Source organism: Streptomyces sp. NPDC025793, assembly GCF_055558375.1.
The window spans coordinates 98,838-122,474 of record NZ_JBVHMR010000014.1 but is presented as its reverse complement, the minus strand read 5'-3'; the positions used below and the strand labels follow the sequence as shown (position 1 = coordinate 122,474).

Annotated in this window: 24 protein-coding genes and 1 tRNA gene; 13 read left to right on the top strand and 12 right to left on the bottom strand. The window is 71.8% G+C overall.

Annotated features, from left to right (window positions below; genetic code table 11):
- The first annotated feature begins 2 nt into the window (after window positions 1–2).
- Window positions 3–257 (top strand): hypothetical protein, encoded by a 255-nt coding sequence (locus tag ACZ4MF_RS25840; protein WP_467494305.1) that lies wholly within the window; start codon window positions 3–5, stop codon window positions 255–257.
- Window positions 254–628, top strand: a complete 375-nt coding sequence (locus ACZ4MF_RS25835; RefSeq protein ID WP_467494304.1) for a PIN domain-containing protein — start codon at window positions 254–256, stop codon at window positions 626–628. The genes ACZ4MF_RS25840 and ACZ4MF_RS25835 overlap by 4 nt, the downstream gene beginning before the upstream one ends.
- Before the next feature lie 16 nt (window positions 629–644).
- On the opposite strand, the gene ACZ4MF_RS25830 is transcribed toward ACZ4MF_RS25835, so the two are convergent.
- From ACZ4MF_RS25830 to ACZ4MF_RS25805, 6 genes are all read right to left on the bottom strand, one after another.
- Window positions 645–740: transfer RNA gene (locus ACZ4MF_RS25830), tRNA-OTHER, on the bottom strand.
- 222 nt (window positions 741–962) lie between these two features.
- A complete protein-coding gene (locus ACZ4MF_RS25825; RefSeq protein ID WP_467494303.1) occupies window positions 963–1,340 on the bottom strand; it encodes a toxin Doc in 378 nt (125 codons plus the stop codon).
- Window positions 1,340–1,579: a hypothetical protein gene (locus ACZ4MF_RS25820; RefSeq protein WP_467494302.1), complete on the bottom strand. Its 240-nt coding sequence runs from the start codon at window positions 1,577–1,579 to the stop codon at window positions 1,340–1,342. Before ACZ4MF_RS25820 ends, ACZ4MF_RS25825 begins: the two co-directional genes overlap by 1 nt.
- A 268-nt stretch (window positions 1,580–1,847) precedes the next feature.
- Entirely contained in the window at window positions 1,848–2,381 is a 534-nt protein-coding gene (locus ACZ4MF_RS25815; RefSeq protein WP_467494301.1) for a GNAT family N-acetyltransferase, read from the bottom strand.
- 141 nt (window positions 2,382–2,522) lie between these two features.
- Window positions 2,523–4,247 (bottom strand): enoyl-CoA hydratase-related protein, encoded by a 1,725-nt coding sequence (locus tag ACZ4MF_RS25810; protein WP_467494300.1) that lies wholly within the window; start codon window positions 4,245–4,247, stop codon window positions 2,523–2,525.
- A 218-nt stretch (window positions 4,248–4,465) separates the two neighbouring features.
- A complete protein-coding gene (locus ACZ4MF_RS25805; protein ID WP_467494299.1) occupies window positions 4,466–5,413 on the bottom strand; it encodes a DUF2218 domain-containing protein in 948 nt (315 codons plus the stop codon).
- 126 nt (window positions 5,414–5,539) lie between these two features.
- Here ACZ4MF_RS25805 and ACZ4MF_RS25800 point away from each other — a divergent pair, with 126 nt between their 5' ends.
- A complete protein-coding gene (locus ACZ4MF_RS25800; RefSeq protein WP_467494298.1) occupies window positions 5,540–6,127 on the top strand; it encodes an ArsR/SmtB family transcription factor in 588 nt (195 codons plus the stop codon).
- Between the two features lie 178 nt (window positions 6,128–6,305).
- Here ACZ4MF_RS25800 and ACZ4MF_RS25795 read toward each other — a convergent pair whose 3' ends face one another.
- Both ACZ4MF_RS25795 and ACZ4MF_RS25790 read right to left on the bottom strand, forming a co-directional pair.
- Window positions 6,306–7,550, bottom strand: a complete 1,245-nt coding sequence (locus ACZ4MF_RS25795) for an LmeA family phospholipid-binding protein (RefSeq protein WP_467494297.1) — start codon at window positions 7,548–7,550, stop codon at window positions 6,306–6,308.
- A 261-nt stretch (window positions 7,551–7,811) separates the two neighbouring features.
- Entirely contained in the window at window positions 7,812–8,384 is a 573-nt protein-coding gene (locus tag ACZ4MF_RS25790; protein ID WP_467494295.1) for a TetR/AcrR family transcriptional regulator, read from the bottom strand.
- Window positions 8,385–8,514: 130 nt separating this feature from the next.
- On the opposite strand from ACZ4MF_RS25790, the gene ACZ4MF_RS25785 reads away from it, so the two are divergent.
- Window positions 8,515–9,360, top strand: coding sequence for an SDR family oxidoreductase (locus ACZ4MF_RS25785; RefSeq protein ID WP_467494294.1), 846 nt, complete (start codon window positions 8,515–8,517; stop codon window positions 9,358–9,360).
- A 121-nt stretch (window positions 9,361–9,481) separates the two neighbouring features.
- Here the strand turns inward: ACZ4MF_RS25785 and ACZ4MF_RS25780 are convergent, their stop codons facing one another.
- A complete protein-coding gene (locus tag ACZ4MF_RS25780) occupies window positions 9,482–10,213 on the bottom strand; it encodes a dienelactone hydrolase family protein (RefSeq protein WP_467494293.1) in 732 nt (243 codons plus the stop codon).
- 163 nt (window positions 10,214–10,376) lie between these two features.
- Here ACZ4MF_RS25780 and ACZ4MF_RS25775 point away from each other — a divergent pair, with 163 nt between their 5' ends.
- Both ACZ4MF_RS25775 and ACZ4MF_RS25770 read left to right on the top strand, forming a co-directional pair.
- Window positions 10,377–10,763: a hypothetical protein gene (locus ACZ4MF_RS25775; RefSeq protein WP_467494292.1), complete on the top strand. Its 387-nt coding sequence runs from the start codon at window positions 10,377–10,379 to the stop codon at window positions 10,761–10,763.
- A gap of 283 nt (window positions 10,764–11,046) precedes the next feature.
- Window positions 11,047–11,661 carry a TetR family transcriptional regulator gene (locus ACZ4MF_RS25770; RefSeq protein ID WP_467494291.1) on the top strand — a complete coding sequence of 205 codons (615 nt, stop codon included), beginning with the start codon at window positions 11,047–11,049 and terminating at the stop codon, window positions 11,659–11,661.
- 47 nt (window positions 11,662–11,708) lie between these two features.
- Here ACZ4MF_RS25770 and ACZ4MF_RS25765 read toward each other — a convergent pair whose 3' ends face one another.
- Window positions 11,709–12,362 carry a ScbR family autoregulator-binding transcription factor gene (locus tag ACZ4MF_RS25765; RefSeq protein ID WP_467494290.1) on the bottom strand — a complete coding sequence of 218 codons (654 nt, stop codon included), beginning with the start codon at window positions 12,360–12,362 and terminating at the stop codon, window positions 11,709–11,711.
- 175 nt (window positions 12,363–12,537) lie between these two features.
- Complete coding sequence (locus ACZ4MF_RS25760; RefSeq protein ID WP_356030391.1) at window positions 12,538–13,308, bottom strand: response regulator transcription factor; 771 nt, start codon at window positions 13,306–13,308, stop codon at window positions 12,538–12,540.
- Between the two features lie 467 nt (window positions 13,309–13,775).
- Here ACZ4MF_RS25760 and ACZ4MF_RS25755 point away from each other — a divergent pair, with 467 nt between their 5' ends.
- The 4 genes from ACZ4MF_RS25755 (at window position 13,776) to ACZ4MF_RS25740 (ending at window position 18,604) form a co-directional block, all read left to right on the top strand.
- Window positions 13,776–14,699, top strand: coding sequence for a ScbA/BarX family gamma-butyrolactone biosynthesis protein (locus ACZ4MF_RS25755; protein WP_467494289.1), 924 nt, complete (start codon window positions 13,776–13,778; stop codon window positions 14,697–14,699).
- 25 nt (window positions 14,700–14,724) lie between these two features.
- Window positions 14,725–15,657, top strand: a complete 933-nt coding sequence (locus tag ACZ4MF_RS25750) for an NAD-dependent epimerase/dehydratase family protein (RefSeq protein WP_467494288.1) — start codon at window positions 14,725–14,727, stop codon at window positions 15,655–15,657.
- Window positions 15,658–15,770: 113 nt separating this feature from the next.
- Window positions 15,771–16,763: an aldo/keto reductase gene (locus ACZ4MF_RS25745; RefSeq protein ID WP_356030388.1), complete on the top strand. Its 993-nt coding sequence runs from the start codon at window positions 15,771–15,773 to the stop codon at window positions 16,761–16,763.
- Window positions 16,764–16,834: 71 nt separating this feature from the next.
- On the top strand, window positions 16,835–18,604 hold the full coding sequence (locus ACZ4MF_RS25740) for an acetyl/propionyl/methylcrotonyl-CoA carboxylase subunit alpha (protein WP_467494287.1): 1,770 nt from the start codon (window positions 16,835–16,837) through the stop codon (window positions 18,602–18,604).
- Window positions 18,605–18,893: 289 nt separating this feature from the next.
- Here the strand turns inward: ACZ4MF_RS25740 and ACZ4MF_RS25735 are convergent, their stop codons facing one another.
- Window positions 18,894–19,772, bottom strand: a complete 879-nt coding sequence (locus ACZ4MF_RS25735; RefSeq protein WP_467494286.1) for a hypothetical protein — start codon at window positions 19,770–19,772, stop codon at window positions 18,894–18,896.
- Window positions 19,773–20,084: 312 nt separating this feature from the next.
- Between ACZ4MF_RS25735 and ACZ4MF_RS25730 the strand changes: the two genes are divergently transcribed.
- Genes ACZ4MF_RS25730 through ACZ4MF_RS25720 form a run of 3 tightly spaced genes read left to right on the top strand, consistent with a single transcriptional unit; the run spans window position 20,085 to window position 23,621 of the window.
- Window positions 20,085–21,440, top strand: a complete 1,356-nt coding sequence (locus tag ACZ4MF_RS25730) for an MFS transporter (RefSeq protein ID WP_467494285.1) — start codon at window positions 20,085–20,087, stop codon at window positions 21,438–21,440.
- A complete protein-coding gene (locus ACZ4MF_RS25725) occupies window positions 21,343–22,002 on the top strand; it encodes a TetR/AcrR family transcriptional regulator (protein ID WP_467494284.1) in 660 nt (219 codons plus the stop codon). The genes ACZ4MF_RS25730 and ACZ4MF_RS25725 overlap by 98 nt, the downstream gene beginning before the upstream one ends.
- Before the next feature lie 35 nt (window positions 22,003–22,037).
- Window positions 22,038–23,621 (top strand): acyl-CoA carboxylase subunit beta, encoded by a 1,584-nt coding sequence (locus ACZ4MF_RS25720; RefSeq protein ID WP_467494283.1) that lies wholly within the window; start codon window positions 22,038–22,040, stop codon window positions 23,619–23,621.
- The last annotated feature ends 16 nt before the right edge of the window (window positions 23,622–23,637 follow it).

Genomic DNA, 23,637 nt, shown 5'->3' with positions numbered 1-23,637 from the left:
CCATGGGCAAGCCGACGAGCATCAAGACCAGCGAGGAAGTCCGCGACCGCCTGCGCATCCTCGCTGCGGAACGCGGCACCACGATCACCGAGCTGCTGGAAGAGCTGGCCACCCGGGAGCTCACGGTGGCCGAACGGGAGCAGCGGGCCGTCGAGGCCGCCCGTGAGCTCGGCGTCGAGTACACCGAGCAGGTCCAGCGGGCCGGACAGGACGCCTGGGCGAAGATCCGCGCCCATCAGGGCGGCACCGCCGCGTGAACCTGACGGCCGTCCTGGACCACACCGCACTCGCCGCCCTGTACCGCGCGGATCCCTTCTTCACCGGCCTCTACATCGAGGCCTCACGCGGCACCGGCCGCGTCATCGTCCCGTCGCTGTCCGTCCTGGCCGCCGAACGCCAGGTCCGGGGCGCGGGCAGACACGCGGCATCCCTGCGTTTCGCGGAGCACACCCCGTTCACCGCGGCACACGCGGCGGAGGCGATGGACTGGAAGAACGCGGACTGGCCGGTGGCCCACGCGGCCGCGATCGCCTGGCACGCGGTCAAGGCCGGTGCCCCGGTCACGGTCCTGTCCCTGCACCCCGATCTGTACAAGGGCACGGGCATCACCCCGCTGAACCCCTTGTGAACCCACCCGCGGTGTGTGGCGGAGAGGGCAGGATTTGAACCTGCGTGGACCACGAGGGTCCGACTTCGGGCTGCCGCCCTGGTCCCCGATAAGCCGCTCCGGGCACCTCTCCTCGCTCCCGGCCCCCGCGGTGTCCCGCGGTGCCGTTCACGAGTACGACGATGCCAGGCCCGGCTGACGCGGCGCTGACCTGGCGCTGATCGGCGGTGCGGCTACGGCGGCGGCCATGGCTGGACGGCCCTGGAACCGGTAACGAACTCCAGCGTGAGATCGACGGAGTCAGCCGGCGCATGCCGACCCTGACGCTGCGCGACGTTGCGGGTGAACGCGTGCCTCAGATCTTCCAGGAGCGCAAGGCGTCGGCGACGGCGTAGACACTCAGGCGGGTGTCCCGGATCTTGCGGACCAGATCGGACAGGGCGCCGTAGGGCGGGTCGATGCCCTCGCCGGACTGGTCCATGTACTGCGCGGCCACGAAAGCGGCGAAGAGGCTATTACGGTGCGGAAGCGGTTCAAGGCGCACGATCGTGTGCAAAAGCGCGGCCGCCCGCCAGGCGGTGTCCGGATCGGACGTCTCAAGCGTCGGCATCTTGGTCTTGTGCCGCGCGACGGCCGCCACCAGCGCCGAGTAGTCGGTCACCGTCACGTCCTCGTGCCCGAGGGCCGCCTCCTGGACGTCGAGCAGCCAGGAGACATCGATGTACAGAACCATCAGGCAGCCGCAGCTCCGCCGCCACGCAGGGAGGGGGGAACCTCGTCGGGGAACGCCTCGTCGAACTCGTCGCGCAGCCTGTCGGCCCAGGCGGCGGCGCCGGCGACGAATCGCTTGCGATGCATCTCGCGTACGCCGAGATCGTGCAGGTACTGCTTCAGGCTCTTGCCCTCCGCGGTGGCGGCGGCGCGGACGCCTTCCAGTTCCTCGTCGGAGAAGGACACGTTCAGTGATGGCATTCTCTGATGGTACCTAGTTGGTACCAAGCCTGCCAGCCGCCCTCATGATCCCCGGCGGCCCCGGCCGCTGCCCTGTTCGGCGTGCTGCTGTCCGGCACGCCCTGTTCGGGACCCGACCGGCCCAGCTCTCCGTCCGGCTGCCCACCAGCGGCGCCGGTTCCGGACGTCCACCATCGTCGAACAACCTCGGGCCCGAGGCCACACACGCCCACCTCCCGCTCGCGTCCGGACCGACGTGAACTTCACCGGCCTTGGCGGGAGGGCGGGTTCATGCCTGGAACTCGGTGAGATCGATGGCGTGAACCCGCAGCGGGTAGCCGTACACCGGGTGTGCCGTCTCCCGCTCGGGCACCATGCCGAGCTTGCGGATGACGTTCTCGGAGGCGTTGTCACCCACCCGGTTGATGCTGATGACGCGGTCCAGGCCGCGGTCCTGGAGAGCGAACTCCAGCGTGGCGTGGGCGGCTTCGGACGCGTATCCCTGGCCCCAGAACTGTGAGCCGAGCCGCCAGCTGATCGCCACGGCGGGCATCACCTCCGGCAGGAACTCGGGCACGGTCAGTCCCGTGAAGCCGATCAGCTCGCCGGAGGCCAGCAGTTCGACGGCGAAGAGTCCGAAGCCCTCCTCGTCCCACTCCTCCTCCCACCGCTCGATGTCCTCGGCCGTGTCGTCCAGGCCGCGCACCGAGCCGTCGTCGATCCAGCGCATGACGCGGGGGTCCGCGTTGATGTCCGCCATCGGCACGAGGTCGTCGTCGTGCCAGCTGCGGAGGAGGAGACGGGGGGTGCGGATCTCGGTCATGCGCCCATCCTGCCGAAGGCGACGGCCGCATCGGTAATCCGGGTCGGTCATCCGGCGCTCGCCCGCGCCGCTGCCGCGGAACCGCGAGGCGTCGAGCCGCCTGCCCCGCACACCGTGACGGCGGCCGGTCGTTCCGGGAGTTCACCGGACGGCGCCCGCCGGCGTTGCCAGGGGGCGGGCGGAAGCGGCGGGCTCCTTGCGTACGAAGGCCGAGCGCAGGGCGTGGTACGGGGCCGCGGGGTCGAAGAAGGCGGCGTGCACGCGGGCGAGTTCGTCACGCCGGTAGGCCGCGAGCGGCTGTACCTCCTCGTCCGTGCGGCGTGCCGCGGCCTTGGCGGCGATGCGGTGCCCTAGGTCCGGTGCGGCGGCGAGAGCGGTGGCCAGCCGCTCGGCCTCGGTCGCGAACTCGCCCGGCGCGGTGGTCAGGAGCCGGTCCACCAGGGCGAGCCGTGCGGCCGACGCGGCGCTCAGGGGCAGGGCCTCCCGCATGAGCCGGCGGGCCGTGTCGGCTCCGACGCGGCGCGGGAGCGTGTACGTCCAGAACTCGGAGCCGTACAGGCCCATCCGCCGGTAGTGCGGATTGAGCACGGCGCCGGTACGGCACCACACCTGGTCGGCGGCGAGCGCGAGCATGGCGCCGCCGGCGGCGGCGTTGCCGGCGAGCGCGGCGACCACCAGCCGGTCGGTGGTGCGCAGCACCGCCTCGACGAGGTCGTCCATGGCGTTGATGTTCCGCCAGGACTCCTCGGCGGGGTCGGCGGCCGCCTCGATGACGTTCAGGTGGATGCCGTTGGAGAAGAAGTCACGGTCGGAGCCGAGCACCAGCACGGAGGTGGGGCGGGCCAGTGCCTGTTCGTATGCGGTGAGGAGCCTGCGGCACTGGTCTGTGCTCATCGCGCCGCCCGGGAAGGAGAAGCTCAGGAAGCCGACTTCGCCGCGCTGCCGGTATCGGATGTCGGTCCAGGTGCGGCGGTGCGCGGGCAGTTCGAACGGGACGGTGTCCTCGGCGAGGTCGAGCTCGTGCGGCCCGGCGAAGGAGGCCAGGACGGAGGCGGCGGGGCGCCGGAAGGGTGCCGGGTCGCCGGAGCCCTTGCGCGGGCGCAGCTCCGGGATCCACACGGCACCGTCGCGGGTGGCGCGGCAGACGGCGCCCGCCCGGGTCGCGAGGAGCTCGCCGGGGCGGCCGCGCAGCCGGTCCTCGGCGTGACCGCCGTGCAGGAACACCTCGCGGCCCAGGAGTTCGTCCAGGACACCCGGCTGCGAGTCGGCGCCGCGCAGCTTGCGGAGCACGGCCTCGGTGCTGTCGTCCGACCAGTCGATGCGGCGCCGCTCCTGCCGGAAGAAGCCGCGCCGGACGATGTGCAGGGGGGTGTCGGAGCCGTCGGTCTGCGGGCGGGGCTCGTACCCGCCGGCGGCGTAGCGGCGCACGGCCAGCAGGACGGCGGACAGGGCGGCGTCGGAGACCTCGTTCCGGTACAGGTCGCTCTTGCCGACGGGCGCCACGGTGAACGGCTCCGCCGCCCAGATGTCCCCGGCGTCCATGGCCGCCTCGGCCTGGAGCACCGTGACACCCCACCGCGGGGCCCGCTCGGCGATCGCCCAGTCGAGCGAGGAGGGACCACGGTCGCCGGGCGGCCCGGGATGCACGACGAGGCAGGTGTGCTCCCGCCACACGTCCTCGGGCAGAGCCGTCCTCAGCATCGGGGCGATGATCAGCTCCGGACGCCGTTCGCGTACGGCGGCGCGGACCGGGTCGTCGCCCTGCGTGGCGAGGACGATGTCCACCCGGTGGCCCTGGTCCGAGAGTTCCGCGTACACCCGCTGGGAGAGGCTGTTGAACGCGCTCACCACGAGCAGAATTTCCATGGTGCAGCATGTTCGCGCTTCTCGGGTGCGCCGTGAAGAACCACGACGGCGTTTCGTCCGCCGGGGGGCGGGGCGCTTGCGCACTCCGGATCGTGGTGATGGGCTGACGGCACGGCCGGGTCGATCGGTCCGGCTGCCCGCCTGCGGGGGTCGTTCCAGCCGGCGGCGAGCGAGTTCCACGAGGATCACGCCCCCCGGCTCCGTGGCTTGTGAGTGCGTCAGCGACGCCGGGCGAGGGTGATGCCGTCGCGTACCGGCAGCATCACCGAATCCACCCGTTCGTCGGCCGTGATCAGGTCGTTCAACCGCCGCATCGCCTGGTGGTGCTCTTCCTGGTAGGCGGGGTCGAAGACGCGGCCGCCGAGGAAGACGTTGTCCAGTACCACCAGTCCGCCGGGACGCAGCCGCCGCACGATCTCCTCGTAGTACGCGGGGTAGTTGACCTTGTCGGCGTCGATGAACGCGATGTCGATGACGGGCTCGGCGTCGAGCGAGCGCAGCGTTTCCAGCGCGGGGGCGAGGCGCAGGTCGATCCGGTCGGCGACGCCCGCGCGCTCCCAGTGCGGCCGGCCGATCGCAGCCCACTCCGCACTGATGTCGCAGGCGAGCAGCCGTCCGCCGTCGGCCAGACCGCGGGCGATGCAGAGGGTCGAGTAGCCGGTGAAGACGCCGACCTCGACCGCGAAGCGCGCGCCGGTCAGCCGGGTCAGCATGGTGAGCAGCGTGCCCTCGTCGGAGGAGACCTGCATGGGCGCGGCGTCGACGGCGGCCTCGTGGGTGGCGACGGTCAGCTCCCTGAGGACGTCGTCGGCAGGCGTGTGGTGGCTGAGCAGGTACTCGCTGACGACGGGGGCGACGGGCTCCAGCTCGCCGCCGTCGATCGGGGCGGTCCACTCCACGGCGAGTTCCTCGTGGGTGGCGAAGCGCAGCAGGTGACGGGTGATCACGTCCTGGACCCGGGCCAGCGACTCGGCGTCGGACGCGGTGGCAGTCAGCTCCAGCTGGTTCAGGGCGGGCGCGAGGCGGCAGGTCCCGGCAGCGACCGTGATCGTGCCGCGGCCGTCGGGGGCGAGGGAGGTGGTGGCCTTGTGGCTCATGTGCGCAACGAGCTGCTTGAGGTAGCGGGCGGGACGAGCGGTGGCGACACGGGCCGTGGCGAGGGGCATCGGGCTCCTTGAGGTCTTCCGGGTGAGTGAAAGCGACGACAATTCTCGCCACTTTCTCGACGCAGGGATTCTGACGCGGACGCGACCGAGTTGTCAAAAGTGTTGAAGTTCCCCGACACTTTCGTCATGGCAGCAGAACAGCCACCCGCGTGTGGGAACGACGCCGATCACGACCAGCAACCCCGCGACGAGCAGGACGCGCTCGTACTGCGCGCGGCCGAGCAGTTCAAGGCCCTCGGACACCCCGTGCGCCACCGTATGGTCAACGCGCTGCGCCAACGCCCCGCGACGCTGCGCCATCTCGCCCAGGCCCTGGGGATGAGCAAAGGCACCATCGGCTACCACGTCCGCGTGCTGCGCGAGGCCGGACTGGTCCGACTGGCCGAGACCCGCCAGGTGCGCGGCGGCACCGAGCAGTACTTCGCGCTGGTCAGCCCCACCTTCAGACTCCACCAGGACGCGGCGGTCGGCCGGGAGTTCCTGATCAACACCGCACTTGACGAGATGCTGCCGGACGAGCCCGGCCAGTCATCCCACACCGCGCTGCGCCATCTCTGGCTCACCCCTGCCGAGGCGCAGGCGCTGGAGGCCCGGCTGCGGGCCCTGACCGCCGAGCCTCACCCGACGGACCCCGCACACGGCGAACCGTACGGGCTGCTGGTCAGCCTCTTCCGCGCCAACGTGCCCAGACTGCCGCCGGACGACGGGCACTGACCGCCCGCGCAGTGGCGCCGGTGGCACGGGGTTTTGCAGGGCGGAGTCAGGCCCGGCGGTGGTGTGGTCCCGTGCCACAGGACAGACCTGTGCGCGGATCCCCGCCGCCGCCCACCGGCGGGGACGTGTGCGGTCCCGGCACGGCCGCCGCGACGGGGGTCCGGCAACAGGGGCGGGCTCACCGGCCCAGCAGCAGACCCGTCCCCGACACATCGGCCCGGATCCCGTCCTTGTCCACCGTCACGTCGCGCAGGCGCAGGGCGCCCGAGGGCGGTTCCGGGAGCCGGAAGGCGAAGGAGAAGCGGTCGGCGATCTCGGGGCGGGTGAGCTTGGTCAGTGCGGTCAGCAGGGACAGGTCGAGGCCGAGCCGCTGCAGGAGCGCGGGGTGGGCGAGCGCCGTGTCCACGAGGTTCACGCGCGTCAGATCGTGCAGGAAACGCGGCGCGCCGGTGAGTTGATGCAGCTTGTCCTCGTCGTGCAGCGCGGCGCGCACCGCGCCGTCGGGGACGCCCAGGCGGTGCACGATCTCCGGCACGGACAGCATGGCCTTGATCTTCTCCGCCTCTCGGGTGAGCCGGCGCGCCGAGGCATCGGTGAGATGGAGGCCCTCGGCGGGCCCGGTGCCCGGCCGGTACGTCGCGAGGTCGCCGATGCCGACCTGCATGCCGTCCACGGACGTGGCGATGCCGCGCTCCCCGTCGCGCCGGATGCGGGCGTCGGCCTGTACGCGCAGTTCGCGGCCGGCGATGCGGAGTGCGCCGTGGGCCCGGACGAGGCCGGGGCCACGGGCGGTGAAGGCCACCTGCGAGGCACCGAGTTCGCGGTTCATGTCGCCGAAGGACAGCAGGACCCGGCCGCGCATCTGCCGAACGAGCGCACCGCGCACCGCGGTGGGGCCGTCGCCGTCGATACGTATGTCCTCCGCGGTGGCGGTGACCTGGGTGAGGGTGACCCGCTGGGCCGGGATGTCCGCGACGGTGACCCGGACCGAGTCCAGCCGCTGCCGGGCCAGCTGCGTCAGGAAGGGAAACCCGCCGATCTGTACCTCGGGGGCGGCGGCGAGATGCAGTTCGTCCTTGAGCCGTTCGGAGGCCTTGTGCTCGGCGTAGAGCAACGCCCAGCGGTCGGCGAGGGTGACCAGGCAGGCGAGTGTGAGTGTCCAGGCGAGCAGTCTGACCATGGTGGGCAGCCCGGTGGCGCGATTGCGGCGGCGGCTGCCGCGCCGGTGGTTGGGCGGGGCCCAGGGCTCCTCGGGGTCCTCGTCCCGCGGCGCCGGCGCGTGGTCCTCGGTGAGGAGGTCGTCCAGCGGATGGTCCGCGAGTGCCGCCAGTTCGTCGTATGGATTACGGCCCTGCGGAACCCGTTCGGTGCGAGGCCCGTCGGACTGGGCAGGGTGATGCGTCGGTGTGTGGGGGGTACGCATCGGTAGATTTGATCACATAGCCCCACTCAATGGGCAAGCTTCGTCTGAACTGAGGTGCGAATCCGGTCACTTGGACGTCGGACGGAGGCGTCCGACGATTCCAGCCGGAGGTTCGGCGAGAACCTCCGGTCCCCCCTGACGGCAGGCGGGCAGGCCGAGCGGTTGCTGACGCACCCGGACCTCTCCGACGCCGGAGCGAACCGTTCCTCGACGCGGCCCGTGCGCTCGCCCGGCGGTCCCGCGCCCGGCGCACACGTCTTGTCAGCCCGCTCCGTAGCGGAGCCCGTCGAGGAGCAGGTCGAGGAGGCGGCCGGCCCGGTCGCGTTGGGCCGGGGTGCTGGCGATCAGCGCGACACCGCTGAGGCTGAGGCCGACGTCGATGGGCTCGACGTCCGAGCGCAGGAGCCCGGCTTCCGTGCCGGCGTACAGCAGGGTGCCGATCGCGGTGCTGAGCTTGTCGAGGCTCTCGGCGAAGGGGTCCGCGCCGGAGGCGACCGCGGCCCGCAGGGCTTCCGCCATGCCCTGCTTGGCGGCCAGGTAGTCGATGAACCTGTCCATCCACAGGCGCATCGCCCGGTCCGGCGGGTAGTCGGCGAGCAGTTCGGCGGCGCTGTCGCAGACCCGGGCCAGCTCGTTGCGGTAGGCCGCCTCGACCAGTGCCTCGCGCGTGGGGAAGTGGCGGTAGAGCGTGGCCGAGCCGACGCCCGCGGCCTTGGCGATCGTGTCGATCGGAACGTCCGCGCCCTTCTCGGAGAAGGCGCGCACGGCCGCTTCGAGGATGCGCTCGCGGTTGCGGCGGGCATCGGCGCGCAGCGGGCTCGGCTGGGTGGTCAAGGCTGCTCCCTTCGTCTGGCGGCCAGTCTAGCTGGACAACCGGGGAGTTCCCCGGTTAGCGTTGCAGTTAACCGGGGAACTCCCCGGTTATCGCCGACAGCGCGTCCCACCGACGGGCAAGGAGACCTTGATGACCTCCCCGAAGACGGTTCTGATCACCGGCACGTCCTCCGGCATCGGCCTGGCCGCCGCCCTCGGGGCCGCCCGGTCGGGCTGGACGACCATCGCGACCATGCGCGACACCGGCAAGGCCCAGGCCCTGCTCAAGGCCGCCGCCGAGAACGGCGTCGCCGACCTGATCCAGGTCAAGCGCCTCGACGTGGTCGACCCCGAGAGCATCGACGCCTGCCTGGAAGAGGTGATCGCCGAGCACGGCCGCCTCGACGCACTCGTCAACAACGCCGGCGCCGCCCAGGTCGGCACCATCGAGCAGATGGGCCTCGACGACGTCCGCGCCGCCATGGAGGTCAACTTCTTCGGCGTGGTGGCCACCACGCGCGCCGCCCTGCCGCACCTGCGCGCCGCCCGGGGCCGCGTGATCACCGTCACGAGCGTCGGCGGCGTCCTCGGTCAGCCCTTCAACGAGGCCTACTGCGCGGCCAAGTTCGCCGTCGAGGGCTTCATGGAGTCCCTCGCCCCCGTCGCCGCCACCGTGGGCGTCGACGTCACCGTGGTCGAACCGGGCGCCGTGGCGAGCGAGTTCGTCGCCAACCTCGGCCTGGACGTGCCCGCCCTGCTCGCCGCGGCCGGGCCCTACGCCCCGGCCCTTGAGGCGTACATCGCCCGCACCCAGCAGTCCTTCGGCTCCGCCCAGTCCCCGGCCGAGGCCGCCGCCCCGATCATCGACGCCCTGACCGCCGACCGCCCGGCCTTCCGGATCCAGACCTCGGCATGGGCCCGCGACTTCGTCGCCACCACACTCGCGGACCTCGACGGCTCGGCCGTCCAGGACCTCACCAGCACCTGGGTCCGCTGAACCGCCCCGGGCGCGGGACCACCGGTCACACCCGGTCGCGGCGCACACGTCCGTCCAGGTACGGCGTTCAGCACCGTCCGGGCGCCCCCGAGCGCATCGAACGAGCGGGGAGGGCGCGCGTTCACAGGTGTGAGGCCAAGGCGGCGTACACCTTCCGCCAGGCGTCGGCGCCGGCCTGCGGGTCGTAGTCCTCGGGGCGGTCGGCGCAGGCGAAGCCGTGGCGGGCGCCCGGGTAGGTGACCAGTTCGTGCGGCACCTCGGCCTTGGTGAGCCGCTGCTCGGCCTGCTGCCATTCCTCGGCCGGGATGATGTGGTCCAGTTCGCCGCGGAAGCCCAGCACGAAGGCGCCGCCCGCGGCGACGCGTTCGCTGGTCTCCAGTGGGGGCACCGGCCCCACCAGCGGGAAGCCGCTGTTCAGCAGCCAGCCGGGGTAGAAGACCGCGGCCAGCTCGAAGCTCAGCTCGGTCGCCGCCCGCATCGCGATGTGACCGCCCATGCTCAGGCCGAGGAACGCCACGCCCCGCCCCCTGGCCTCGGCGCGCGCCGCCGCCAGCGCCGCAGCGGCGTCGGCCACCAGCTCGTCCCGGTCCAGCGCGCGCATCAGCACCAGACCGTCCTCGCGCTCCTCGGCGGAGTAACCGAGCGCGGTGCGGCGGGCGTTGCGCCAGTAGTAGTCGGGCGCCAGCGCGGCGTAGCCGGCCGCGGCGAGCTGCGCGCAGGTCTCGCGGACGTAGGCGTTGACTCCGTACAGCTCGGAGCAGACCACCACGGCGCCTCGCACCTCACCCGCCGGGCGGTGCACGTACGCCTCGATGCCGCCGGCCTCGCCGAGTGTCTCCCACTGACCTGTCATCACTGCCCCCGTGTGTCGTGCGTGGACCCGACTCTAGTGTCCGGTGGGCGCGGTCGTGCGGACATGGGCGCGGTACCACGGGGCCCAGGCCTCGATGTGGTGCAGGGGGTCCGGGTCGTACGGCAGGCCGGCCAGGTGCCACACGCGTTCGCTGCCGAACCGGTTGTCCTGGGCGAGGAGTCCGAACTGGCGCCGGCTCACCCGGCTGCCGGAGGCGGCGAGGCGATCCAGGCAGCCGGGCCAGCTCAGGTCCTGGTCGGGGACGCCGGGCAGGATCCCGTGTCAGAACGATCTGCTCCTCGCCCGCGGCGGCCCGGTCGCCGTCGCCCTGAACGAGTCCGCGCTCTATCTCGGCAACGCGGTCGGCTCGGGTCTCGGCGGTCTCGCCTTCTCCACCGGACTCGGCGGCGCCACGCTCCCGCTGTGCGCGGCCGGGGCGGCCTTCGTCGCCCTGGTCCTGCAGCTCACCGGCGTCCGCGCCGCGGCCGGGCGGCGTCCTGTGCCGGCCACCGAGCCCGCCTGCGCCCTGCCCGCGCAGGGCCGCGACTGAGACCACCCCGAGGAACACGCGCGTGCCCGTGGGGCACGCGCGTGTTCCTCGAAAAAAACAAACAGACCTGTTTGTCGGTCGAGCCGGTCGGGTGGGCGGACCTTCCCTGTACAGGGCGCTCACCAGCGGTAACCGGCCATCTCTGGAGAATCTGCTACTTGAGGCTGTCAGCGGGTGCCCAAAGAAACAGGCATGGTTGTATGGTTGCCGCGGGAGGAGGCGCCCGTCTGCGTCTGCTCACCGCTGTTCTGAGGGCTGTCGTATCAGGCAAGGGGCATACGCGATGCAGAAGCGGTCGCAAACTTCCCGTCAGGCGCTCGTGCGCGCCACCGTGGAACTCATCGCGACCCGCCGGCTCGCCGACGCGGGACTGGTCAACATTTGCAACACCGCAGGCGTGACCCGCGGCGCGCTCTACCACCATTTCCGCTCCATCGCGGAGTTGGTGGGGGAGGTCCACGCGCAGGCCCGGGAGCGTGTCCTCGCACTGGCCGACGAGAGTTTCGCCCAGCGCGGCGTGGAGGCCCCGGCGCGCTTCAGCATCGCCCTCGGCAAGGCCCTGACGGACGATCAACTGGTGCGTGCGGGGCTGCGGTTGGCGCCCGACGGCACCGAGGATCCGCCGCGGCTGCGGGAAGAAGTGCTGGACCGGGTGCGCGCCGAGATGATGACGCAGGCGCCCGCGAGCCCCGACCGGTCGGGTCTCGCCGACCTGGCGGTCGTGGTCACCGCGGGCCTGGAGTCCCTCGGCTACGCCGACAAGCTCTGGTGGGGCGAGGAGCGCGCCGAGCGGATATGGGACACGCTGCTGCCGCTCTTCGCGCAGGCCCCGCAGGGCGACACCGACCGCGAGGCGGAACTCTCGCCGGCCGCCGTCGCGGGCGCGCCGGGCCAGTAGCACCGCCCCGTCGGCCCGCCGCCGACCGGGTACGGACCCGACGCGTCCTACGAGGCGGCCGCCTCGGCCCGGGCCCGGTCGTCGGCGACGACGGCCGCGGGTGGCGGGGTGACGCGCAGGGTGCCGATCAGGCCGGGCGTGACCAGGCCCGGGAGCAGGAAACGCCACATCGCGCCGAGGCGCTGGGGCAGGTCCTCCCGCTCCGTGTAGACGAGCGACATCGCCTGCAGGCCGGTGAACGCGCCGATGATGACGGTCGTGGCGTCGGCCAGGTCCACGCCGGGCAGGGTCTCGCCCTGTTGCCGGGCCTGGTCGAGCAGGTCGTGGATGACCGCCGTCGACTGCTCGTACGGGGTGTTGGCCGGGCGCGGGAACGACGTCTTCTCCACCGCCAGGCGCACGCTGGCCCGCAGCACCGGATCATGCTGGAGCTGAGCCGCGAAGGCGAAGGTCAGGTCGATGATCGACTGGAGTTTGGTGGACCGCTCGGGGGCGGCGAGGGCCCCGCTGTGCGCGTCGAACAGCGCCGCCGCGATCGACTCCTTGGAGCGGAAGTGGTGGTACAGGGCGCCACGGGTCAGTCCGCTGCGCGCCAGGATCTCGTTCGTACTCGCGGCGTCGTATCCGCGCAGGTCGAACACCTCGGCGGCGGCCGCCAGGATCGCTTGCCTCGATCGCGTTCCGCGTTCCTGCTTCGCCATGCCCGGTCCTCGCCACTAGCCAATTATCGATACAGACAAGTCTGCATTCTACTTGGATGTGCGGGACTCACCAGTGGTGCGCGAGAGGAAAGCCGGACACCTCGCACAGTTCCGGCGAACGCCCTGGTGCCGACGGCTCTCGCCGCCGGCACCAGGGCGTGGGTACGGCACCCGGTCACGGTCCGCCGAGACGGAAACCGACACCGCGGACCGTAACGATCCAATGGCTGGATCCGAGCTTGCCGCGCACGCTGCTGACGTGGGTGTCGATGGTACGTCCCTTGTGTGACCAGGCATCATCCCAGACCTGGGTCATGAGCTGCCGCCGGGAGACCACAGCGCCTGGCTGGATCGCGAGGGCGTGCAGCAGGTCGAACTCCTTGCGCGTGAGGCTGACGGGGCGGCCGTGCAGGGTGACCTTGCGGACATCGGCGTCGATGCGCAGGGGGCCGTGCTCGATCGTGCGGGCCGTCGGGGACGGCCGTACCCGACGCATCACCGCCCCTATGCGGGCGAGCAGTTCGTGGAATCCGTAGGGCTTGACCATGTAGTCGTCCGAGCCCGCCTGCAGCCCGAGGACCCGGTCGAGCTCGCTGCCGCGCTCCGTGACGGCGATGATCGGCGTGTCGCTCATCGCGCGGATGCTGCGGCAGACCTCCAGACCGTCGAGGTCGGTGAGGTCGAGGTCGAGCAGGATCAGGTCGGCCTGGCGGTGCACGCGCAGGGCCTGGCTCCCGGTGTTCACGCTGTCGGCGCGGTACCCGCGCCGGATCAGGTCCTGCACCAGGGCCTTCGCGGAGCGCTCCTCGTTCTCGACGACCAGGATGCGCAGGGCGGGGTGCTCGACCGGGACGTGCAGCCGCGGCGCGGCCGGGTGGGCGTGCTGGGGCACGGTGTGGTGCCGCACGGTGAGGGAGTCGGACAGGTCGGCTACCTGCTGGTTCAACTGGTCCTCCTTGAGCGTGCCGGTGTCGGCCGACTGCAAATGCTCGTGTCGAAGTTCAGGTGCTCCGGGAACATACCAAACAGACTTGTCTGATTGTCAATGTGGCCGGGATGGCCTGCTCCAGCTCGATTTGCGACGTCTGACCTCGTACGATCGTAGGAAAGTGATGATTTGTCACGCGTTCGCGACGCGGGGTCTCCGCTGCTGTATGTTGGCCAAGAACAGTCAAAATTGTTTGTTATTCGATCTCGTTGCGTGATGGCCTCCTCGCACAGGGCGTGCGAGAGGAGCGGATTCCCGCCTTCCGCTCTCTCCGGACTCCGGCCTTCCGCTCTGCGACGCGCCCGGCTCCAACTTTTTACTTGATTTCCCCTACAGACCTGTCTGTATTTTGTTGGGAGTGTGGACCGGGGGCTGTTGCCACACGTCAGCTCCCTCCTGCCCGACTACCGACAGGAGTGCCAGCCATGACCGCGATGCTCGACTCCGCGCTCACTGCGTTCACCACCACCGTCCCGCGCCAGTACGTGCACCGGGCCGCCGTCTCCGAAGTCCTGCTCACCGGCTGGCGGCCGGCGGACGCGCACCATGCCTTCGTGGTGGGATCCCAGTGGCCGCGCGGGCACGCGCTCTTCGCCCAGTCGGGCGGCTACCAGGACCCGATGCTCCTTGCCGAATCGGTTCGCCAGACGGGGGCCCTGCTCGCGCACGCCGAGTTCGGGGTCGAGTTCGGCAACCAGTTCCTCATGGGGTCGATGTTCTTCGCGGCCACGGCGCCCCTGTTCGTCGCCACGCCCGTCCCGACCGAGGTCGAACTGCACGCGGTGTGCCACGACATCGTGCGGCGGGGCAAGAGCTTCGCCGGCATGCGTTACGAGGTGACCGCGATGGTCGACGGCGTGGCCCTGGCCACCGCCGGAGCGACCATGAGCTGCATACGGCCGAACGTCTACCGGCGCCTGCGCGGCGAGCGGCCCACCCGCTGCGACCGCCTGCCCGGGCTGCCGATCGACCCGGCCCTGGTCGGGCGCACCGACCCGCAGCACGTGGTCCTGTCCGAGCTCCCGGACGGCGCCGGCAACCGGTGGGAGCTGCGCGTCGACTGCAACCACCCGATCTTCTTCGACCACCCCGTGGACCACGTCCCCGGCATGGTGCTCCTGGAGGCCGCCCGGCAGGCCGCCCACGCCGTCACCGGCATGCCCGACACCCTCGTCATCGGCCTGGACAGCTCCTTCGAGCGGTACGCCGAACTCGACGAGCCCTGCGTGGTGGAGGCCGAGCCGACCGGGGTCGACGCGGCCGGCGACGTCCAGGTCCGGGTGCGCGGACTGCAAAGCGGCGGGCCCGTCTTCGACGCCCGCCTCACCCTGCGGACCCGCAACCACTGACCCCCGACGCGATCGGAGCGCCCACGTGCCGAACTTCCTGGTCACCGGAGCGGGCGGGTTCATCGGAACCCATGTCGCCCGCGAAGCGGCCCGCCTGGCGGGGCAGTTGACCCTGACCTCACACCGCAGGCCGCCCCGGGCACCCGGCGCGGCCCGGGCCCGGATCGTCCGGGCGGACCTGGCGGACCCGGACTCCCTGCGCGGCCTGTGCGACGGCGTCGACGTCGTGCTGCACTGCGCCTCGCAGATCGGCGGGAGCCCCGAGGCCAACGAGGCCGTCAACGCCCGGGGAACCGCCGCGCTCGTCGCCGACGCGCAGCGCGCCGGGGTGTCCCGCATCGTGTACCTCAGCACCGCCTCCGTGTACGGGCGCGGCATCTTCCGCCGCGCCCGCCCCGAACAGCTCCCGCGCAGGCCGCTGTCGCCCACGTCGCGGACCCGGGCCGAGGCCGAGGACGCCGTCCTGGCCGCCGGGGGCATCGTCGTACGGCCGTACCTGGTGTACGGGCCCGGTGACACATGGGTCGTGCCCGGGCTGCGGCGACTTCTGCGCACGCTGCCCGGCACCCCGACCGGCTGGGACGCCCGGCTCTCCGTCATCGCCGTGGCCGAACTGGCCGCGCTGCTCGTGGCGCTCGGCCACGCCCCGCGCGAGCGGCTGTCGTCGTCCGTCTACCACGCCGCGTACCCCGAACCGGTCACGGCCTGCGAGCTGTTGCGCGCGGTGGCCGCCGGCACGTCGCTGCCGCCGGCCCGCTGCACCCTGGGTCTCGCGCAGGCCCGGGCCCTGCCCACCGAGGACGGGGCCTTCGCCCGCGCCCTGGACATGCTGGCCACCGACCACTGGTTCGACAGCACACCGCTCTGGGCGGACCTGGGCCGGCCGGCGGGTCCAGGATGGGACGCGGACGCCGCGCGCATGAACGAGTGGTACGCCGAACTGGCGGCAGCGGCCTGATCCCGCTGCGCGCCGCCCGCGACCCGCCCGGACTCGCGCGGCACCCGAAGCCCCGACCGCACCGGCACGGTGTGCGGTCGCAGATCCAGCACTACCCGTAAGGACTGGCACGCGTGGAATACACCAACCTCGGCCGCAGCGGACTGTCCGTGTCCCGGCTCGTACTCGGCACGATGAACTTCGGGACGCAGACCTCCGAGGCGGACAGCCACACGATCATGGACCGGGCGCACGAGCGCGGCATCAACTTCTTCGACACGGCCAACGTGTACGGCACGCGTCCGGGCGAGCAGCCCACCGAGCCGATCATCGGCCGCTGGTTCGGCGGCGGGGGCGGGCGGCGCGAGAAGACCGTGCTGGCCACCAAGGTCTATCTCCCGACGGGCGGTTGGCCCAACGAGTCGTACCTGTCGGCGCTGAACATCCGGCGTGCCTGCGAGGCGTCGCTGGCCCGCCTGGGGACCGACTACATCGACGTGTACCAGATGCACCACGTCGACCGGAGCACGCCGTGGGAGGAGATCTGGGAGGCGTTCAGCGTCCTGCGTCAGCAGGGCAAGGTGCTCTACTTCGGATCGTCCAACTTCGCCGGCTGGCACCTGGCCCAGGCGCAGGAGGCCGCACGGTCGCGGCACTTCCTCGGCCTGGTGAGCGAGCAGTCGAGGTACAACCTGATGACCCGCTGGGTCGAGCTCGAAGTGCTGCCCGCGGCACGCCACTACGGCATCGGCCTGATCCCCTGGGGGCCGCTGAACGGCGGTGTGCTCGGCGGCGTCCTGCGCAAGCTGAAGGAGGGCGGCGCGGCCCGCGGCAGCACCGGGCACTCGGCCGGCCTGCTCGCCCAGCACCGCGACACCGTCGAGGCCTACGAGAAGTTGTGCGCCGAGATCGGCGAGGACCCCGCGCACGTCGGACTGGCCTGGCTGCTCGCGCAGGACGGGGTGACGGGCCCGATCATCGGCCCGCGTACGGCCGGGCAGCTCGACAGCTCGCTGCGCGCGCTGACGATTACGCTCGACGCCGACACCCTGGCCAGGCTGGACCAGCTCTTCCCGCCGCCCGGCCCGAACGGGGCCAAGCCGGCGCCCGAGGCCTACGCGTGGTGAGCGCCCAGCAGCCACGTCCACAGGACGGGACCGGCCGTAAGTATCCGAAATCTCGGGGGAGTTGACGCGTCGTGCGCAAGGTGCTCATCGCCAACCGTGGCGAAATCGCTGTCCGCGTGGCCCGGGCCTGCCAGGACGCCGGGATCGCGAGCGTTGCCGTCTATGCCGACCCGGACCGGGACGCGCTGCACGTGCGCGCCGCGGACGAGGCCTTCGCGCTGGGCGGTGACACCCCGGCGACCAGCTATCTGGACATCGCCAAGGTGTTGCGGGCCGCCGCGGACTCCGGCGCGGACGCCGTCCACCCCGGTTACGGATTCCTGTCGGAGAACGCGGAGTTCGCCCAGGCCGTGCTGGACGCCGGGCTGATCTGGATCGGCCCGCCCCCGCACGCCATCCGGGACCTGGGTGACAAGGTCGCCGCGCGGAACATCGCGCAGCGCGCCGGTGCCCCGCTGGTGGCCGGCACGCCGGACCCGGTCAGCGGCGCGGACGAGGTCGTCGCGTTCGCCGAGGAGCACGGCCTGCCGATCGCCATCAAGGCGGCCTTCGGCGGCGGTGGCCGAGGTCTGAAGGTGGCCCGCACCCTGGAGGAGGTGCCGGAGCTGTACGAGTCGGCGGTGCGCGAGGCGGTTGCGGCGTTCGGCCGCGGCGAGTGCTTCGTGGAGCGCTACCTGGACAAGCCGCGCCATGTGGAGACGCAGTGCCTGGCCGACCGGCACGGCAACGTGGTGGTCGTCTCGACCCGTGACTGCTCGCTGCAGCGCCGCCACCAGAAGCTGGTGGAGGAGGCCCCGGCCCCGTTCCTGACCGACGCCCAGGTCGAGGAGCTGTACCGCGCCTCCAAGGCGATCCTGAAGGAGGCCCGTTACGTCGGCGCGGGAACGGTCGAGTTCCTGGTCGGCAGCGACGGCACGATCTCCTTCCTGGAGGTCAACACCCGTCTGCAGGTCGAGCACCCGGTCACCGAGGAGGTCGCCGGCATCGACCTGGTGCGTGAGATGTTCCGTATCGCCGACGGTGAGGAACTCGGCTACGGCGACCCGCAGTTGCGCGGTCACTCCATCGAGTTCCGGATCAACGGCGAGGACCCGGGCCGGGGCTTCCTGCCCGCCCCCGGCACCGTCAGCGTCTTCCGCCCGCCCGCGGGCCCGGGCGTGCGCCTGGACGCGGGTGTGGAGGCCGGCTCGGTGATCGGCCCGGCGTGGGACTCGCTGCTCGCCAAGCTGATCGTGACCGGCCGCACCCGCAAGGAGGCACTGGAGCGGGCCTCGCGCGCGCTGGCCGAGTTCGACGTGGAGGGCATGGCCACCGCGGTCCCCTTCCACCGCAAGGTCGTGCTCGACCCGGCGTTCGCGCCGGAACTGACGGGCTCCGACGAGCCGTTCACGATCCACACCCGGTGGATCGAGACCGAGTTCGTCAACGACATCCCCGCCTTCGCCGCCCCGGCGGACGCGGAGGACGACGAGGCCGGGCGCGAGACCGTGGTCGTCGAGGTCGGGGGCAGGCGCCTCGCCGTCTCGCTGCCGTCCTCGCTGGGCATGTCCCTGGCGCGTACGGGCCTTGCGGCCGGGGCCAGGCCGAAGCGGCGTGCCGCCAGGAAGGCCGGTCCGGCCGCCTCCGGTGACACCCTCGCCTCCCCGATGCAGGGCACCATCGTCAAGGTCGCCGTCGAGGAGGGCCAGAAGGTCGAGGAGGGCGACCTGGTCGTCGTCCTGGAGGCGATGAAGATGGAGCAGCCGCTGAACGCGCACAAGGCGGGCACCGTCAAGGGGCTGTCCCTGGAGATCGGCGCGTCCGTCACCTCCGGCGCCGCCATCTGCGAGATCGCGGACTGAACCACCACCCGTCCCACCACCCGTCGTGCGCACAGGGGCTCCTGACGAATCGTCAGGAGCCCCTGTGTGTCGTCCCGGCGGCGCCAGGGCCTGTCGTCACCTTCCCGTCGTCGCCCGAAGGGCGGCCTCGCGACGTCCGGTGGGGGTCCGGCGAGGTCCGCGGCGGTTCGGCGGCGCCCCGAAGGGGCGCGGGGCTCCATCGATATGCGGCTCCGCCGCGCGGGCGCGACCAGCCACGTCGGCGCCGCAGACGACCGACGTGCACCGTCCGGCACTTCCAGCGGAGCGCCTACGCCGCCGCGTCCCGTCCGTGCAGCGTCTCGTAGACGTCTCCGGCGTGGTAGTACGTCCGGCCGGAACGGCTGCGGCGGCGCCACTTCTGCGTGCTGGCGCGGCGGTAGACGCTGCCCGGCGGCATGTCCCACAGCCGGGAGATGTCCGCCGCGGTCATCCAGCGCACCTCCGGCTCCCGGTCCGCGGCCTCGTCGGCCTGCGCGGGGGCCGCTTCCACCGCCGTCGCCCCGGCCGCGGCGAGGCGGCGGCTGAGCTGCAGCCACTCGTGCCCCACCCAGTGATGCGCCTCGTCGGCGTCGCAGGCGATCGTGGCGGGCAGCTGCGGACGCCGGGGCCGTACGAGCGCGGTGAGCGAGCCGGAGCAGCCGGGCTCGACGCAGTCGCCCACCGGTATGCGCCGGGTCATCGCGGGGTCGATCACGTTGTGTGCGCTGCGCACCAGTCGGGAGATCTCGGCGCAGACCTCGCCCGCCGCGTCGTGCGCCGCGAGCCAGCCGCAGTGCCGGGTCAGGAACTGCACCAGCGGGCCGACGGCCCGCCGCGGACCGGCCAGGTCCCGCTCCTCCAGCACCAGGCTCGCCCAGGCGCTGAGCACCGCGAGGATCGAGGTCCGCACCTCCGCCGCCCGGAGGTTGAAGGGCATGCCGGGCAGCGGACCGCCGGAGGTCTTCTCCACGGCCCGCTCGCCGCCGCTGCCGTCGAGACGGCGTGCGCACTCCTCGTACAGCTCCGGCAGCCGGTTCAGCTCCCGCACCAGGCGCTCATGACAGTCCGGGCACAGGCGGCCGGCGGGCGCGGCCGGGCGCCTGGCCCGGCCCGCGGCCTCGCGCCGGACACAGCCGGTTCCCACACAGACGGTCGTCACCACGGACATCTTGCATACCCCCCTGAGTCTCGGCGACCTCCGGTCGGAGACGCCTTCGGACCCGAGAACGGTATTTCCGCGATTCTCCGCGCCGCAAGACCCGGGGAATGTCACCTGTAATACGTGACCGAATCCGATGAATCTCAGTGGGACTTTTTCATTTCCCTGACGCGAATTCACCTCCCGCTACGGAACCGCTCATTCCTGACATGGCCTGACCGGGATCTGACATGAGAATCATTGACCGGCCGGCCGGGGGTGAAGAAGATATATGGCAGATTCCCTTGCCGTGCGCCCGTATTCTCCTCGCCCAGGGATGAGATGAGATCACCCAACGCCGGCACGTTCCAGTCCCTGTCCGTGCGCAACTTCCGGCTGTTCGCGGCGGGACAACTCGTCTCCGTCGCCGGCACCTGGATGATGGTCGTCGCCCAGGACTGGCTCGTGCTCTCCTTGACCGGCGACTCCGCGGCCGCCCTCGGCGTCGTGACCGCCCTGCAGTTCGCGCCCCTGCTGCTGCTCACCCTCTACGCGGGCGCGCTGGCCGACCGGCACGACAAGCGCCGCCTGCTCATGGCCGCCAACCTCGCCTCGGGCGCCCTGTCGCTCGCACTCGCCGTCCTCGTGCTGACCGGCGCGGCCGGCCTGTGGCACGTCTGCCTGTTCGCCCTCGGGCTCGGCCTCGTCAACGCGGTCGAGGTGCCCACCCGGATGTCCTTCGTCAGCGAACTCGTCGGCGCCGACCTGCTGCCCAACGCGTCCGCGCTCAGTGCCGCGTACTTCAACGTCGCCCGGGTGGCGGGACCCGCGTGCGCGGGCCTGCTGATCGGCCGGCTCGGCACCGCGGCCGTGATGCTGCTCAACGCGGTCAGCTACCTGGCGACCGTCGCCGCCCTGCGCGCGATGCGTCCCGCGGAGCTGCACCGCTCGGCGCAGCGCCCCGCGCGGGCACCCGTCATGGACGGCGTACGGCACCTGATGGCCCGCCGCGACCTGCTGCTCGCGATGGTCCTGGTGGCCGTCGTCGGCATGCTGGGCTTCAACTTCCAACTCACCCTGCCCCTGCTCGCCAAGACCGAATTCCATGCGGGAGCCGCCGAGTTCGGGCTGCTGACCACCGCCTTCGCGGTGGGCTCGCTGCTCGCGGCGTTCGTCACCACACGCCGGCGCGGACGGCCCCCGGCCGCCCTCGTCATCGGCGCGGCCCTCGGGGCCGGGGCCCTGGAGTGCGCGGCCGGGCTCGCCCCCACCTACCGGTGGGCCGCCGTACTGCTGCTGTGCACCGGCTTCGGCTGCCTCTTCTTCGCCCAGGCCGCCAACCACCACATCCAACTGGGCACCGACCCCGCCTACCGGGGCCGGGTCATGGCCCTCTACACGCTCGTGTTCCAGGGGACCACCCCCCTGGGCGCCCTGCTCGTCGGCGCCCTCAGCGAACGGTTCGGCGCGCGCTCCGGGCTCCTGGCGGGCGGCGGCGCCACACTGCTCGCCGCCGTCGCCGTGCTTGTCGCCCGACTGCGCACCGAGCCTCGTTCCCGTACGCCCGACACGATCCGCACCTCACCCGGAGGAACACACGATGACGATTCAGCAGGCGACCCCCACCCCGGTACAGGCCGGCTCGGCGGAGGAGCGCAGGGACATCGTCCAGGCGGCCCGCGCGGTCTTCGCCCGTGAGGGCTGGACCCACACCAGCGCCCTGGACATCGCCATGGAGTGCGGCCGCGACGAGGCCACGGTCACGCACTACTTCAAGGGCAAGGAGCAGGTGCTGCTCGCCGTCCTGCTGGAGGGCGCCGCCGCCGTGGCCGCCTCGCTGACCGTCATCGCCGAGGAGCACCTCGCCGAGATCACCGATCTGGAGAAGGACCTCGTCGAGCTCGGCCACGCCTGGCTGACGCCGCTCGCCGCCTTCCCCGAGCACTTCGCGATCGTGCGGCACCTGGCCGCGGAGGTCGCCTCGTGGCCGGCCGGGGTGGTCGAGATGTGGCGCACCGCGGGGCCCCGGCAGGCCAATCGCGAACTCGCCCGCCGCCTCGCCCGCCTCGCCGAGCGCGGACTGCTCTCCTTCGACGACCCCGAGCACGCCGCCGAGCGCTTCATCCAGCTGGTCGCCGGCGGCGTCGTCCAGGGCTCCTTCCACGGGGCCCTGCCGCTGGCCGACTTCGAGCGCGACGCGATCGTCCGCGCCGGCGTCGCGGACTTCGTCCGGCTGTACCGGCCCGGAGCCGACCGCTGATCCAACGACCGCGACCCATGGAGGTGGGGAACACCATGGCCACACCAGCCACACCAGCCACACCGCAGGACTCGATCCAGGCCCGCGTCGACGAACTGGCCGAGATCAAGGAGACCGCCCGGCAGGGCCCCGACCCGGCGGCCACCGAACGCCAGCACGCCAAGGGCAAGCTGACCGCCCAGGAACGGATCTCGCTGCTCCTCGACAAGGGCTCGTTCAACGAGGTGGAACCGCTGCGCCGGCACCGGGCCAGCGGCTTCGGGCTGGAGGACAAGAGGCCGTACAGCGACGGCGTGGTGACCGGCTGGGGCACCGTGCACGGCCGCACCGTCTTCGTCTACGCGCACGACTTCCGGATCTTCGGCGGCGCGCTCGGCGAGGCCCACGCCCAGAAGATCCACAAGATCATGGACCTGGCCGAGGCGGCGGGCGCCCCCCTGGTCTCGCTCAACGACGGGGCCGGCGCCCGTATCCAGGAGGGCGTCACCGCGCTCGCCGGCTACGGCGGCATCTTCCAGCGCAACACCCGTTCCTCCGGGGTGATCCCGCAGATCTCCGTGATGCTCGGCCCGTGCGCGGGCGGCGCAGCCTACTCGCCCGCGCTCACGGACTTCGTGTTCATGGTCCGGGAGACCTCGCAGATGTTCATCACCGGGCCCGACGTCGTCAAGGCGGTCACCGGCGAGGAGATCTCGCAGAACGGCCTGGGCGGCGCCGACGTCCACTCGGCCCTCTCGGGCGTGGCGCACGTGGCGTACGACACCGAGGAGGAGTGCATCGAGGACGTGCGCTACCTGCTCTCGCTGCTGCCCGCCAACAACCGCGAACTGTCGCCCGTGGAGCGCTGCGGCGACCCCGTCGACCGGGTCAACGACGCGCTGCTCGACCTGGTCCCGGCCGGTGCCGGGCAGGCGTACGACATCCGCAAGGTGATCGAGGAGGTCGTCGACGACGGCGACTTCTTCGAGGTGCACCCGGCCTGGGCCACGAACATCGTCTGCGCCTTCGCACGCCTCGACGGGCACGTCGTCGGCATCGTCGCCAACCAGCCGGCCGCCATGGCCGGAGTGCTCGACATCGACGCGTCCGAGAAAGGCGCCCGCTTCGTGCAGTTCTGCGACGCGTTCAACATCCCGCTGGTCACCCTGGTCGACGTGCCCGGCTTCCTGCCCGGCGTGGACCAGGAGCACAACGGCGTCATCCGGCGCGGCGCCAAGCTCCTGTACGCGTACTGCAACGCCACGGTGCCGCGCATCTCCCTGGTGCTGCGCAAGGCCTACGGCGGTGCCTACATCGTCATGGACTCCCGCTCCATCGGCGCCGACCTGGCGCTGGCCTGGCCGACCAACGAGATCGCGGTGATGGGCGCCGAAGGCGCGGCGAACGTCATCTTCCGGCGGGAGATCAACGCCGCCGAGGACCCCGAGGCCGTGCGCAAGGAGCGCATCGAGGAGTACAAGAACGAACTGATGCACCCCTACTACGCGGCCGAGCGCGGACTCATCGACGACGTCATCGACCCGCGCGAGACCCGCTCGGTGCTCATCCGTTCGCTCGCCATGCTGCGCGCCAAGCACGCGGACCTGCCCTCGCGCAAGCACGGCAACGCCCCGCAATAACCTGCAGTTTCTGCAC

Bases quoted from the DNA above. Each gene is read 5' to 3' on its own strand.
- ACZ4MF_RS25780 (WP_467494293.1), bottom strand. From the start codon at position 10,213: ATGACAGGTCAGTGGGAGACACTCGGCGAGGCCGGCGGCATCGAGGCG.
- ACZ4MF_RS25805 (WP_467494299.1), bottom strand. From the start codon at position 5,413: ATGCCCCTCGCCACGGCCCGTGTCGCCACCGCTCGTCCCGCCCGCTAC.
- ACZ4MF_RS25840 (WP_467494305.1), top strand. From the start codon at position 3: ATGGGCAAGCCGACGAGCATCAAGACCAGCGAGGAAGTCCGCGACCGC.
- ACZ4MF_RS25770 (WP_467494291.1), top strand. From the start codon at position 11,047: ATGCAGAAGCGGTCGCAAACTTCCCGTCAGGCGCTCGTGCGCGCCACC.
- ACZ4MF_RS25825 (WP_467494303.1), bottom strand. From the start codon at position 1,340: ATGGTTCTGTACATCGATGTCTCCTGGCTGCTCGACGTCCAGGAGGCG.
- ACZ4MF_RS25785 (WP_467494294.1), top strand. From the start codon at position 8,515: ATGACCTCCCCGAAGACGGTTCTGATCACCGGCACGTCCTCCGGCATC.
- ACZ4MF_RS25815 (WP_467494301.1), bottom strand. From the start codon at position 2,381: ATGACCGAGATCCGCACCCCCCGTCTCCTCCTCCGCAGCTGGCACGAC.
- ACZ4MF_RS25810 (WP_467494300.1), bottom strand. From the start codon at position 4,247: ATGGAAATTCTGCTCGTGGTGAGCGCGTTCAACAGCCTCTCCCAGCGG.
- ACZ4MF_RS25820 (WP_467494302.1), bottom strand. From the start codon at position 1,579: ATGCCATCACTGAACGTGTCCTTCTCCGACGAGGAACTGGAAGGCGTC.
- ACZ4MF_RS25800 (WP_467494298.1), top strand. From the start codon at position 5,540: ATGGCAGCAGAACAGCCACCCGCGTGTGGGAACGACGCCGATCACGAC.
- ACZ4MF_RS25725 (WP_467494284.1), top strand. From the start codon at position 21,343: ATGACGATTCAGCAGGCGACCCCCACCCCGGTACAGGCCGGCTCGGCG.
- ACZ4MF_RS25765 (WP_467494290.1), bottom strand. From the start codon at position 12,362: ATGGCGAAGCAGGAACGCGGAACGCGATCGAGGCAAGCGATCCTGGCG.
- ACZ4MF_RS25730 (WP_467494285.1), top strand. From the start codon at position 20,085: ATGAGATCACCCAACGCCGGCACGTTCCAGTCCCTGTCCGTGCGCAAC.
- ACZ4MF_RS25755 (WP_467494289.1), top strand. From the start codon at position 13,776: ATGACCGCGATGCTCGACTCCGCGCTCACTGCGTTCACCACCACCGTC.
- ACZ4MF_RS25720 (WP_467494283.1), top strand. From the start codon at position 22,038: ATGGCCACACCAGCCACACCAGCCACACCGCAGGACTCGATCCAGGCC.
- ACZ4MF_RS25795 (WP_467494297.1), bottom strand. From the start codon at position 7,550: ATGCGTACCCCCCACACACCGACGCATCACCCTGCCCAGTCCGACGGG.
- ACZ4MF_RS25735 (WP_467494286.1), bottom strand. From the start codon at position 19,772: ATGTCCGTGGTGACGACCGTCTGTGTGGGAACCGGCTGTGTCCGGCGC.